At 75.3% G+C, this 11,364-nt stretch carries 12 protein-coding genes; 7 read left to right on the top strand and 5 right to left on the bottom strand.

Annotated features, from left to right (window positions below; translation table 11 throughout):
* Positions 1–20: 20 nt before the first annotated feature.
* Together ACFVVA_RS33140 and ACFVVA_RS33135 are read right to left on the bottom strand one after the other, a co-directional pair.
* On the bottom strand, positions 21–896 hold the full coding sequence (locus ACFVVA_RS33140) for a hypothetical protein (RefSeq protein WP_359911107.1): 876 nt from the start codon (positions 894–896) through the stop codon (positions 21–23).
* Positions 897–973: 77 nt separating this feature from the next.
* On the bottom strand, positions 974–2,503 hold the full coding sequence (locus ACFVVA_RS33135) for a hypothetical protein (RefSeq protein ID WP_387694461.1): 1,530 nt from the start codon (positions 2,501–2,503) through the stop codon (positions 974–976).
* Between the two features lie 194 nt (positions 2,504–2,697).
* On the opposite strand from ACFVVA_RS33135, the gene ACFVVA_RS33130 reads away from it, so the two are divergent.
* The 5 genes from ACFVVA_RS33130 to ACFVVA_RS33110 all read left to right on the top strand — a co-directional run bounded on the left by ACFVVA_RS33130 (position 2,698) and on the right by ACFVVA_RS33110 (position 6,963).
* Positions 2,698–3,750, top strand: coding sequence for an IPT/TIG domain-containing protein (locus tag ACFVVA_RS33130; RefSeq protein ID WP_387694444.1), 1,053 nt, complete (start codon positions 2,698–2,700; stop codon positions 3,748–3,750).
* Positions 3,751–3,960: 210 nt separating this feature from the next.
* Complete coding sequence (locus ACFVVA_RS33125; protein ID WP_387694443.1) at positions 3,961–4,485, top strand: hypothetical protein; 525 nt, start codon at positions 3,961–3,963, stop codon at positions 4,483–4,485.
* A gap of 172 nt (positions 4,486–4,657) precedes the next feature.
* Positions 4,658–5,434 carry a 5-oxoprolinase subunit PxpA gene (locus ACFVVA_RS33120; RefSeq protein ID WP_359911098.1) on the top strand — a complete coding sequence of 259 codons (777 nt, stop codon included), beginning with the start codon at positions 4,658–4,660 and terminating at the stop codon, positions 5,432–5,434.
* Positions 5,431–6,087: a 5-oxoprolinase subunit PxpB gene (gene pxpB, locus ACFVVA_RS33115; RefSeq protein WP_387694442.1), complete on the top strand. Its 657-nt coding sequence runs from the start codon at positions 5,431–5,433 to the stop codon at positions 6,085–6,087. Before ACFVVA_RS33120 ends, pxpB begins: the two co-directional genes overlap by 4 nt.
* A gap of 12 nt (positions 6,088–6,099) precedes the next feature.
* Entirely contained in the window at positions 6,100–6,963 is an 864-nt protein-coding gene (locus tag ACFVVA_RS33110; protein ID WP_387694441.1) for a biotin-dependent carboxyltransferase family protein, read from the top strand.
* Positions 6,964–7,060: 97 nt separating this feature from the next.
* On the opposite strand, the gene ACFVVA_RS33105 is transcribed toward ACFVVA_RS33110, so the two are convergent.
* Both ACFVVA_RS33105 and ACFVVA_RS33100 read right to left on the bottom strand, forming a co-directional pair.
* Positions 7,061–7,984: an aminoglycoside phosphotransferase family protein gene (locus ACFVVA_RS33105; RefSeq protein WP_387694440.1), complete on the bottom strand. Its 924-nt coding sequence runs from the start codon at positions 7,982–7,984 to the stop codon at positions 7,061–7,063.
* 65 nt (positions 7,985–8,049) lie between these two features.
* Positions 8,050–8,820, bottom strand: a complete 771-nt coding sequence (locus ACFVVA_RS33100) for an alpha/beta fold hydrolase (protein WP_387694439.1) — start codon at positions 8,818–8,820, stop codon at positions 8,050–8,052.
* Between the two features lie 159 nt (positions 8,821–8,979).
* On the opposite strand from ACFVVA_RS33100, the gene ACFVVA_RS33095 reads away from it, so the two are divergent.
* Positions 8,980–9,513 carry a PadR family transcriptional regulator gene (locus tag ACFVVA_RS33095; protein ID WP_359911083.1) on the top strand — a complete coding sequence of 178 codons (534 nt, stop codon included), beginning with the start codon at positions 8,980–8,982 and terminating at the stop codon, positions 9,511–9,513.
* 294 nt (positions 9,514–9,807) lie between these two features.
* Here ACFVVA_RS33095 and ACFVVA_RS33090 read toward each other — a convergent pair whose 3' ends face one another.
* A complete protein-coding gene (locus ACFVVA_RS33090; protein WP_387694438.1) occupies positions 9,808–10,323 on the bottom strand; it encodes a DUF4396 domain-containing protein in 516 nt (171 codons plus the stop codon).
* A 144-nt stretch (positions 10,324–10,467) separates the two neighbouring features.
* Here ACFVVA_RS33090 and ACFVVA_RS33085 point away from each other — a divergent pair, with 144 nt between their 5' ends.
* Positions 10,468–11,163: a class I SAM-dependent methyltransferase gene (locus ACFVVA_RS33085; RefSeq protein WP_387694437.1), complete on the top strand. Its 696-nt coding sequence runs from the start codon at positions 10,468–10,470 to the stop codon at positions 11,161–11,163.
* Positions 11,164–11,364 lie beyond the last annotated feature (201 nt).

The following is an 11,364-nucleotide window of genomic DNA, read 5'->3' as shown; positions in this document are numbered from 1 at the left end:
TGGACTCCGGGCACCGGGGTTCAGAGCGAGTGGAACGGCAGGCCCGCGTCGGCGACCAGTTCGTCGCCGGTGTCCGGCGGCAACAGGCTGGCGGTGCCGTCGGAGACCGGGACGATGCCGAGGTCGAGCAGTTCGGCCATGGCCGCGCTGCCCGCCAGGTCGCGCACCTGGAGCTGGTAGCGGGCGGTGGTGCGGTAGGTGCCGCCGGAATCGTCGGAGACCTTCTGGAGGAAGCCGGAGTCGACCAGGAACAGCACGGCCTTGGCGACGATGCCGATGGTGGAGCCGGAGAGCCGGCGGGCGTCCTTGGTGGCACCGGTGGCGGTGCGCCGGGCCCAGACCCGCCAGGCCGCCTCCAGGCCGGGGGCGTCGGAGGCCGGGTCGGTGTTGGCGCCCTCGGCATCGGCCTGCTCCTCCAGGCGGCGGCAGGCCTGGCGCACGAAGGAGTCGACGCCGTTGACGGTGATCCGGCCGAGGTAGCCGTCGTCGGCGAGGTCCTCGGGGCGGGGGAAGGCCATCGCGGCGACGGCCAGGTGGGCCAGGCCGTGCAGGAAGCGGTCGGTGGACTCGGAGGCGGCGCGGCGCGAGTAGTCGCCCATCCGGACGGCGAACAGCGAGTCCTCGGCGGCGGCCACGGCCATGCCGGCCCGCGGGGAGACCTCCAGGACGACCAGGCCCATGCCGGTGGCGACGGCGTCGGCGAGCCGGGCGAACGGCGGGTCCTCGCGGTGGCGGCGCACCAGCTCGGCGTACTCGGCGTCCCGGGCGGGCAGCAGCTTGGCCTGGAGGCCGAAGGAGACCAGCCGGGCGGCGTCCGCGACGTCGGCCGGGGTGATCGGCGCGGGGGCCGCGGGTTCGCTCTCGGTCGCCCAGGACGTGTCGTGGTGGGTCGTCACGGGCGGTGCTCCTCGGGGGTGGCGCGGTGGTTACGGTTCGTCAAGGTTGGTCCCGGCAAGGTGTGCCTCCCGGCCGGTCAGCCGGCGTCCTTGCGGTCGGCGGCCATGCCGACCGCGTCGAGCAGGGCGCTGCCGACGATCAGGTCGGCGCCGCCGAACTCCGGGTCGTGCAGCGGGGTGCCGTCGTCCACGGCGAACAGCAGCCGCTCCTCGCCCTGGCGGTAGGCGGTGCCGACCGGCGGGCTGGCGGCGTGCACGGCGAGCAGGGCCAGCAGGTACGGCAGGTCCGGGTCCTGCTTGCGGGCGTCGGCCAGCAGGCCGGAGAGCCGGCGGGGGGCGTCCGGGGGCAGGTCGAGCAGGACCATCGCGGACTCCAGCTGGGCCTCGGAGAACCGGCTGTCGTCCGGGGTGGCGACCAGGTCGGGGTCGGGCAGCTCGGCGCCGAGGTGCTCGCGTTCGACCGGCGGGGTGAGCAGCAGGTCGACCAGGTCGGCGACCCGGACCGAGACCGGGGTGCGCAGGCCGGCGCCACGGGCGAAGAAGGCGCCGGTGGGGCGGACGGCCTGCTCCACCGGCAGCCGCAGCACGGGGGCGAGCAGCTGCCCGTAGAGGTCGATGCCGCTGCGGGCTCCGGGGGTGGCGAAGGCCTGCCGGTCCTGCTCGGCGCGGAACAGCGGGCCGGCCTCCAGCAGGCGGGTCTGGAGCTGGGTGTGGCGGCGGATGCAGTCCTTGACGATGTCGACCAGCTCGGCGGCGCGGCGCTTGTGCTCCGGGTCCTCGGCCTCGTCGCGGGCCTTGCGGATGTTGGTGAGAATCGCGTTCTCGTGCCGGTAGCGGTCCGCGATGTGGTCCAGTGCCTCCGCGATGAGGTCGGGGACGGCGCGCATCCAGTCGACGGCGCGGACGTTGCGGCGGGTGGCGTCCAGGGCGCGGCGCAGCGTCTCGGCGTACTGGACGGTGCGGTAGCGGGCCTGCTCGGCGGCGAGCTGGGCGTCGGCCAGGCGGCCGCGGCGGATCAGCACCTCCAGCTTGACCTCGGCGGCGATCTGGGCCGAGGTGACGTCGGTGTCGAGCGCGCCGACCAGGACGTTGACCGCCTCGTCGGTGGTGCGCAGGTAGACGCCGCCGTCCGGGCCGGGGACCTCCTCGATCAGCTTGAAGTCGTAGTCCCGGCGGACGTACTCGCCGTCCGCGCCGAAGGTGCCGTAGACGGCGCGGAAGCCGCGGTCCACGCTGCCGACGTTGATCAGCGACTCCAGCACCCAGCGGGCGACCCGCTCGTGCTCGGCGGCGGGGCGGCCGGTCGCCTGGACGGCGACCCGGGGCAGCAGGCGGGCGAGCACTATGTCGCGGTCGGCCCCGGTGTCGAAGTCCATGTTCAGGGTGACCAGGTCGATCGCGGCGAGGCCGACCTCGGCCATCGCGTAGCCGCCGTACTCGCCGGCCAGGTTGACCTTGCGGTTGTCCAGGTCGTGCAGCGGGGCGGTGCAGGCCAGCGCCTTGAGCCGGCGGGCCAGGCCCTCGTCGGCGGCGGGGCCGGGCGCGGGGCGCGCGGCGGCCGGGCCGGCGGGCGGGCGGAGGCCGGGCTCGGTGAGCGGGTCTGCGATGACGGTCACGGAGGACAAGATTAGAGGTTCGCACCGACATCGACCGAAACGGACCTTGCGGGCGGGCGGAGCGGCAGGTGGACGACGGTACGGGTGACGGATTCAGAACGTGATTTCGACGAGATCCCGCCATTCCCGAACCGGCATTCGAGAAAAGCGTGAGGACGGCGCGCTTGTTCGGTGATGATCGACCAATGATCACCCGACTGGCCAAAGCGGGCCTCGCCGCCGCGCTGTCCGTGACCACCCTCGCCACCGGCGCCGTCCTCGTCACCGGCGCCACCGCCGAGGCCGCGACCCCGGCGGCCTCGACCTCCGCCCAGCACGTGACCGTCTCGCAGAGCGGGAACTACCCCGGCGGGTTCTTCACCACCGGCAACATGTCGGTGGCCTGGACCGTGTCCGGCACCGCGGACCTGACCGGGCCGACCCACATCACCCTCGACCTGCCGCCCGGCGTCACCACCGACGGTGCGATGTTCTTCCCCACGCCGCCGGACTACACCTTCACCACCGCCCTCTCCCCCGACCACCGCCACCTGGAGGCCGTGTTCACCGCCACCCGGGCGGTCGGGAGCTACAACTTCATGAAGCTCAACCTGGCCACCACGCCCGGCGTGCCGATCGTCGGCGCGATCACCGCGACGGTCGCCAACCCGAACGACGCCGACCCGACCGGGCACGTCTCCGGCTACGACCTCGGCAGCAAGAGCTACCTGCCGGCGACCGTCCAGGCCGCCCCCGCCGTCACCGGCCTCGACACCGCCACCGGCCCGGGCACCGGCGGCACCGCGGTGACCGTCAGCGGCAGCAACCTGGCCAACGGCATGGTGCTGGTCGGCGGCGTCCCGGCCCCCGGCCGCTGCACCGACACCGCCTGCGCGGTGACCACCCCGGGCGGCACGGGCAGCACCCCGGTCAGCGTGGTGACGCCCGGCGGCACAGCCTCGGCTCCGGTCACCTTCGACTACACCGGCGCCCCGCCGCCGGCCCCGGCCGCGCCGGTGGTCAGCAGCATCTCTCCGGTCTCCGGCCCGGCCGTCGGCGGTACCCGGGTGTACCTGTTCGGCAGCAACCTGACGTACGGGTCGGTGGCCTTCGGCGGGGTGCCGGCCACCCATGTCTCCTGCGGTCCGACCGCCTGCACCGCCACGGCCCCGGCGGGCGCCCAGCCCGGGGCGGTGGGCGTCACGGTCACCACGGCGGGCGGGACCAGCGCGCCGGTGACGTACACCTACACGGCGTAACGGCCTCACGCGGCGCACTGGCCGCCAGCGGTGCCCGGGCTCCACGGAGCCCGGGCACCGCTGCGTTCCGGGGCGGCCCCGGCCGCCCCTGCCCCACCCCACCCAAAATGCGAGTTGAACACGTTCAAAAGATAGGTCTAGAGTCGGTTCCGCGCAGGTCGGACAAGGCTCCGCCTGCACTTCGGCATGCTCGGCATGGAGGTGGGCGAAATGAACGGCGACCCCGCGGTCATCCTTCGCAAGGTCCGACGGTGGCTCTGGTTCTTCCTGGTCTGCCTGGTGCTCAGCGGTCTGACCGCGTTCCCCCTGGAGACCGAGACCCGCTGGCTGGTCGACTTCGCCTCCGGGCCGGCCGCCCCGCTGAGCGACCGCCTCCCCGCAGCGGCGGCCTGGCTCGAACGGGTCCACACCGGCCTCGCCGAGACCAACGGGCGCTACCCCTTCCTGGCCTACGGCACCGACTGGCTGGCCTTCGCCCACCTGGTGATCGCCGCCGCCTTCTGGGGGCCGCTCAAGGACCCGGTCCGCAACATCTGGGTAATCCGCTGGGCCGTGCTCGCCTGCGGGGCCGTCATCCCGCTGGCACTGATCTGCGGGCCGCTGCGCGGGATTCCACTGGCCTGGCGATTCGTCGACATGTCGTTCGGGGTCCTCGGCGTCGTACCGCTGCTGATCGTGCTGCGGGCGCTGCGTCCACTGGAGCGCGCCTACCGCACACCGGTGACCGCCGGCTGAGTCCGGGCGGTCCACGCCCGCTCGCGCCCCGGCGCCACCCCGTGAGGCGCCGCCCCGGGGCGTGCGGCCCCGGGCACACGCCGCGGCACCCGCGGGGCTCCGGGTCACGGGCAACGGCCTTCATCCGCAGGCCCTACCATCTGGCTCAACAGCTGCTGGGAGGCGGACGGGCGTGGCCGATGCGGTGATCGATCTCAATGCGGACCTCGGTGAGGGGTTCGGACGCTGGACCCTGACCGACGACGAGGCCCTGCTGTCCGTGGTGACCAGCGCCAACGTCGCCTGCGGGTTCCACGCCGGGGACCCGTCGACGATGCGCCGGGTCTGCGCCCTGGCGGCCGAGCGCGGCGTCCGGATCGGCGCCCAGGTCTCCTACCGCGACCTGGCCGGCTTCGGCCGCCGCGCGATGGACGTGCCCCCGGAGGAGCTCGCCGACGAGATCGCGTACCAGATCGGCGCCCTCCAGGTGTTCGCCCGCGCGGCCGGTTCCAAGGTCTCCTACGTCAAGCCGCACGGCGCCCTCTACAACCGGGTGGTCGGCGACTCCGAGCAGGCCGAGGCCGTGGTGGCCGGCGTGCTGCGGGCGGGCGCGGTCTGCGACGGGCCGCTGCCCGTGCTCGGCCTGCCGGGCTCGCTGCTGCTGGAGGTGGCCGAGGGCGTCGGGCTCCCGGTGGTCGCCGAGGCCTTCGCCGACCGCACGTACACCCGCACCGGCACCCTCGTCCCGCGCCGCGAGCCGGACGCGGTGGTGCACGACCCCGAGTCGGTGATCACCCGCGCCGTCGCCATCGCCCGGGACGGCACCGTGGAGGCCGCCGGCGGCGAGCGGATCGCCGTCGAGGCCCGCTCGCTGTGCGTCCACGGCGACACCCCCGGCGCCGCCCAGCTCGCCTGGCGGATCCGCGGCGCCCTGGCCTCCGCCGGAGTCCGGGTGGAGGCGTTCACGTGACAGCCCCTCGCATACCCGGCCCCGACGCGACGGCGGGGACGGTGCGCCGGGTCGGCGAGCGGGCGCTCCTGGTCGAGCTGCCCGGGACGGCCGAGGTGGCGGCGCTGTACGGCTGGCTGAGCGAGCGCCGGGAGGCCGGGGCGCTCGGCGCGGTGGAAGAGCTGGTACCGGCCGCGCGAACCCTGCTGCTGGACGGCGTCGCGGACGTCGGCGCGGTGGCGGCGCTGCTGCGCACCGCCCGTCCGGCGACGGCCGGGGCGGCGCGCGGGCCGCTGCTGGAGGTCCCGACCGTGTACGACGGCGCCGACCTGGCCGAGGTCGCCGCACTGTGGGGAGTGTCCGAGGAGGCCGCCGTCCGGATCCACACCGGATCCGAGTACGTCGTCGCGTTCTGCGGCTTCGCCCCCGGTTTCGGCTACCTCACCGGCCTCCCGGCGCGCTACGAGGTGCCGCGCCGGGCCACCCCGCGCAGCTCCGTCCCGGCCGGCTCGGTCGCCCTGGCCGGCCCGTACACCGGCGTCTACCCGCACCCCTCCCCCGGCGGCTGGCAGCTCATCGGCCGGACGGCGCTCACCCTCTGGGACACCGACCGCGAGCCCCCGGCCCTGCTGGCGCCGGGCACCCGGGTCCGCTTCACGGCGGAACGGGCCTGAGGGGAGCCGGAGTTGAACGAACTGGTGGTGGAGCGGCCGGGACCGCTGACCACGGTCCAGGACCTCGGGCGGCTCGGGGTCGCCCACCTCGGGGTGCCGAGGGCCGGGGCACTGGACGAGCCGGCGCTGCGGGCGGCCAACCGGCTGGTGGGCAACGAACCCGGGGCCGCCGGGCTGGAGACCACGCTCGGCGGGGTCGCGCTGCGGGCCGTCGGAACGGCGCTGGTCGCCGTCACCGGTGCGCCCTCGCCTGTCCGGGTGGACGGCCGGCCGGCCGCCTGGGGCGCGCCGGTGGTGGTGCCGGCCGGGGCGCTGGTCGAGGTGGGGGCGGCGACGGCCGGGATACGCGGCTACCTGGCGGTGGCGGGCGGGATCGCCGTCCCGCCGGTGCTCGGCAGCCGCTCGGCGGACCTGCTCTCCGGGCTCGGGCCGGCCCCGCTGGCCGCCGGGGACCGGCTGCCGGTGGGCGCCCCGCCGCCGTACCGGGCCGGGCCCGAGCTGGTGCCGCTGCCCGGCCCCCCGGCCGAGCTGGTGCTGCGGCTGCGGCTCGGACCGCGCGCGGACTGGTTCGACCCGGAGGCGGTGGCCCGTCTCGGCCGCGACCGGTACCTGGTCTCCCCGACCGGCAACCGGGTCGGGCTGCGCACCGAGGGCCCGCCGGTCGCCCGCGCCAGGGGCGGCGAACTGCCCAGCGAGGGCATGGTGTTGGGCGCCGTTCAGATTCCGCCGGACGGGCAGCCGGTGGTGTTCCTGGCCGACCACCCGACCACCGGCGGCTACCCGGTGATCGGCGTCGTGCCGGCCGGCGACCTCCCGGCCGCCGCACAGGCCAGGCCGGGGACACCGGTGCGCTTCGTGCCCCTGCGGGAGCACTGAGCGGAAGCACCGCGCGGGAACGCCAAGCGGAAGCACCGAGCGGGAGGACCCGAGCAGCAGCACCTCGCAGGCACGGAAAGCCGCGCGGGCTCTCCGGTCAGCGCCCCAACAGCACCTCGGCGACGGTACGTTGGGCCGGGTCCAGCTCCGCCCCGCCCTCCTCGGCCACCCAGACCGCGTTCTGCAGCACCCGGGCGAGCGTCCAGGCCGCCGCCACCTCGCGGTCCAGCTCCAGCACCTCCGTCAACAGGTCGAAGCGCCGCCGCAGCGCCCTAGTGGCATCCCCGGTGGCCACCACGTCCTCCCAGCGGTTGCGCAGCGCCGGGAGCAGCTCGAAGCCGGGGTGGCCGGCCAGCGGCTTGGGGTCGATGGCCAGCCAGGGCGCCCGGCCGCTGCCCGGGAGCGGGGCCAGCACATTGCCATAGTGCAGGTCCCAGTGCAGCAGCCGGTCGCCGGGGTCGGCGCGGACCTCGCACAGGGCGGCCGCGCAGTCGGCGAGCAGGCGCCGCTCCACCGGGTCGGCGAGGACCGCGACGGCCGCCGGGGCCCGGTCGAGCAGGTCGCTCGCCGCACCCGCCAGGGTCCGCAGCCCGGACGGCGCCTGACGTTTCGTCAATTCTCTGAGCAGCTCGGCGATCAAGCGAAGCGCCGCGAGGTCGTCGGGCAGGTCGAGCAGTGAGCGCCCGGGGTCCAGCCGCTCCAGCAGCAGGGAGCCGGTGGCCGGTTCGTGGTCGAGCAGCCGCACGGCGCCGCGGCCGCCCCAGGCTCGCAGGGCGAGCGGTTCGCCCACCGTCTCCTCGTCCACGGGCTGGAGCTTGAGCACGGCCGGCATCCCGTCGGCGCGCAGCACCGGGAGCACCAGCCCGACCACGCCGTGCGCGACCGGCCCGTCCGGGCGCAGCTCCCAGCGGTCCAGCAACTCGTCGGCCAGGGTGGGCAGTCGGGCAACCCAGGCGCGCCCCTCGGCGCCAAGGAAGCCCTCCAGGGACGCGGCCAGCGCGGGCGGGACCTGAACGGACATCGGGCGGGCTCCTCTCGGACGGTCCGCCCCAGCCTACGACGGGCGGCGACCGGCGCCTCCCCCGCTCACCCGTGCGCGAGCGCCCGTGCTGCAGCGGCCGCGAAGCCGTCCGGGTTGTCGAGCATGATGTTGTGCCCGCAGTCCGGCACCGCGACCACCCGTACGCCCGCCGCGCGGAGGGTCCCGGCGCCCGCCGGCTCGCCGTCCACCGCCGGGTGGAGGAAGGTGCGCGGGAGGTCGAGGCCGAGCAGCAGCTCGCGCATGGTCGGTTCGGTCGCCCGGGCGAGGTAGCGGGCGCTGCGGTGGAGCGCCTCCGGGCCGGCCAGCCGCATGGTGGACCACCAGAACGGGCCGACCCGCTCGGCGACTTCGTCCCGGCCGCCGGCCAGGAACTCCTCCTCCGCGTAGGCCGCGATGCCGCTGCTGCCGGGGTGGCGCCGGTCGGGGTCGACCCGGTCCAGGTTGGCGTCCACCAGGAGCAGCCGTTCGACCAGGTGCGGGTGCCGCTGGGCGAGGACGATCGCGACCGCCCCGCCCATGCTGTGGCCGATCACCTCGACCCGGGCCGTCCCGGCGGCCGCGACGGCCGCCGCGACCGCGTCCGCGTGCTCCTCCAGGGTGTAGCCGAAGTCCGTCGGCCGGTCGCTGAGGCCGAAGCCGAGCAGGTCCAGCAGCAGCGAGCGCCGCCCGGCGAGCAGCGGGTGGGTGGCGGCGGCCGCGAAGTAGGCCGGCGAGGTGGCGCCGAGCCCGTGCAGGTAGAGCCGGGCCGGCTCGGCGCCGGGCAGCTCGACCCAGCGGATCCGGTCGCCGTTCGGGGTGACGGGGGCCTCGCGCATGCTCACTCGCTCCTTCTCCTGGGTGTGCCGGCGCCTCCTGGGTGTGCCGGCTCCCGGCTCCGGGGACTCCGGCGGACGACCAGGACCATACATCGAAGTCGAGGTATAGCGATAGTGAGATACCCATGCCCCGAGGGAAGGATCTGAGAGAGTGGCCCCATGCTGAAGCTCGCCATCCTCGGGTTCCTGTACGACCGCCCCCTGCACGGCTACGAGCTGCGCCGCCACCTCGCCGCGCTCACCGGCCACGTCCGCCCGATCAGCGACGGCACCCTCTACCCCGCGATCAAACGCCTGGAGACGGACGGCCTGCTGGTCCGCGAGACCGAGCCGGGCAGCGCCGCCGCGCCCCGGCACACCCTGCACCTCACCGAGGCCGGCCGCACCGCACTGCTCGACCGGCTGCGCGAGCCCGAGCCGCTCGACGTCAGCGACGAGAACCGCTGGTTCACCCTGCTCGCCTTCCTGCGACACCTCGCCGACCCCGCCGACCAGGCCGCCGTACTGCGCCGCCGACTGGCCTTCCTCGCCGAACCGGCCAGCTTCTTCTACGAGGGCGACCGCCCGGTGGGCGCCGAGGAGTTCGCCGACCCGTTCCGGCGCGGCCTGCTGCTGGTCGCCCGCGCCACCACCGAGGCCGAACTCGCCTGGCTGCACGCGACCCTGGCCGACCTGGAGGGCAGCCCGCGCTAGACCGGGGCCGCACACGCCGCGGCCGACGGCGGATCGGGCCCCGCACACGCCGCGGCCCGGGGCGCCCCGGGGAACGGGGGGGGGGGGCCGCGGGGCGGGGGGTAGGTAACCCCCGGGGGGTTCAGTTGCCCGGGGGGGGGGGGCCCACCGGGGGGGCGGCCCCCCGGGTCTCCCGGGGCCCCCCCCCCCCGGGCCCCGCGGGCGCCGGGGCCCCCCCCCCCCCCGCGCCCCCCCCCCCCCCCCCCCGGGGGGCCCCGGGCCGCAGGCGAGAGGCTTCGATACCCCCGGTCGGTATCAGTGCCCGTGGTGGGCGTGCACCACGGCGTGGCCGCGCCCCCGGCCGATCATCCACTTGTTGACCGGGACGGTCAGCGCGAACGCCAGGGCCAGCGAACCCGCCAGCGCCACCCAGAACAACAGGTCGCCGAGGCCCGCGTCCATCGCCCCCGGAACGGTGACCATCACGGTGTTGTCGATCAGCTCCATCACCAGGATCGAGACGGTGTCGGCGGCCAGCGCGACCTTGACCGCGGCGCCGACGTCGAGGCCGGCCTTCAGCACGCCGCGCATGGTCAGCGCGTAACCGAAGACGAAGGCCAGCAGAATCGAGAGCACCACGGTCGCGCCGTTGTGCAGGCCGAAGGCGGTGCCGAGCACCATGCCCAGGATCTCGCCGATGGCGCACCCGGTGAGGCAGTGCAGGGTCGCCTGCGCGGCCGTCCGCCAGCCGGCTCCGCCACCGCCGTGGTCGTGCCCGTGCCCGTGGTGTCCGTGGTGATCATGGTGCTCGTGCTGCTCGGGGTGTGCCATGTCGTCCTCCACGCGCCCCGGCGCCCCGTTCGGCGCCGCTTCCCTCACTCCGTCGCTGTCGAACATATACCCCCCTGGGGTATCTGACAATCCCGTTCAGACGCCCTCTTCCCCTGTGCACCCGTCCGTGTTCCGATGAAGGGCATGGCGGACGAACGACGCGCGGGTTACGACGGAACGGGTGAGGGCGCGATCAGCCCGGACGGCTGCGCCGTCGAGGTGTGGAGCCGGCTCCCCGCGGGCGACGCCCCGGACGTGATCGAGGCCGCGGTGCCGCCCGGCGCGCGCATCCTCGAACTCGGTTGCGGCGTCGGCCGGATGACGCACCCGCTGACCGACCGCGGCTTCGCCGTGACGGCCGTGGACGAGTCCCCCGACATGCTGGCCCGGGTCCGCGCGGATGTCCGCACGGTGCGCAGCCCGATCGAGGAGCTGGACCTCGGTGAGCGCTTCGACGTCGTCGTGCTCGCCTCCTTCCTGGTGCACGCCGGTGACGTGACGGTCCGCCGGGGCCTGCTGGAGACCTGCCGTCGCCACGTCACCGAGGACGGCTGCGTCCTGGTGCAGCGCGAGGGCGAGGACTGGCACCGGAACGTGCCGCGGGAGAGCGCCATCGGCCCGGGCGCCCGGGCCCGGCTGGTCTCGGCCACGCCGGTCGGCGACGGCGTCAACTCCGTGCGCTTCGAGTACGTTTTCCCGGACGGCACCTGGACGCAGACCTTCCTGTCCCGCCCGCTCGGCACGGAGGCGTTCGAGCGGGCGCTCGCGGAGGCCGACCTGGTGGTCGAGCGCTACCTGACCGCGGACCGCACCTGGGTCCGGGCCCGGCCGGTGCTCTAGGCCCTCTCTTTCGGATCACGTCGGACCAGTGGGCGTCGTTGGAGTGCGTGCATCGGCGGTGCGGAGGAGGGAGTCCATGCGGAGCATCGGCGACCGACGACAAGCCGGCGAGGTGCGTGCTCCGGCGGCGACCGCCTGGCGTGATCCGAAAGAGAGGGCCTAGGCCCGACGCCGGGCGGGTTCCGGAGCGGCGGCGGGCTT

The organism is Kitasatospora sp. NPDC058048 (genome assembly GCF_042885555.1).
Taxonomy (GTDB): domain Bacteria; phylum Actinomycetota; class Actinomycetes; order Streptomycetales; family Streptomycetaceae; genus Kitasatospora; species Kitasatospora lactacystinica.
The sequence above is the reverse complement of the archived record's forward strand: the minus strand, read 5'-3'. Positions and strand labels throughout refer to the sequence as shown.

Excerpts from the sequence above, each read along its gene's own strand:
- ACFVVA_RS33105 (WP_387694440.1), bottom strand. The coding sequence starts at position 7,984 with ATGTCCGTTCAGGTCCCGCCCGCGCTGGCCGCGTCCCTGGAGGGCTTC.
- ACFVVA_RS33095 (WP_359911083.1), top strand. The coding sequence starts at position 8,980 with ATGCTGAAGCTCGCCATCCTCGGGTTCCTGTACGACCGCCCCCTGCAC.
- ACFVVA_RS33130 (WP_387694444.1), top strand. The coding sequence starts at position 2,698 with ATGATCACCCGACTGGCCAAAGCGGGCCTCGCCGCCGCGCTGTCCGTG.
- ACFVVA_RS33085 (WP_387694437.1), top strand. The coding sequence starts at position 10,468 with ATGGCGGACGAACGACGCGCGGGTTACGACGGAACGGGTGAGGGCGCG.
- ACFVVA_RS33125 (WP_387694443.1), top strand. The coding sequence starts at position 3,961 with ATGAACGGCGACCCCGCGGTCATCCTTCGCAAGGTCCGACGGTGGCTC.
- ACFVVA_RS33090 (WP_387694438.1), bottom strand. The coding sequence starts at position 10,323 with ATGGCACACCCCGAGCAGCACGAGCACCATGATCACCACGGACACCAC.
- ACFVVA_RS33100 (WP_387694439.1), bottom strand. The coding sequence starts at position 8,820 with ATGCGCGAGGCCCCCGTCACCCCGAACGGCGACCGGATCCGCTGGGTC.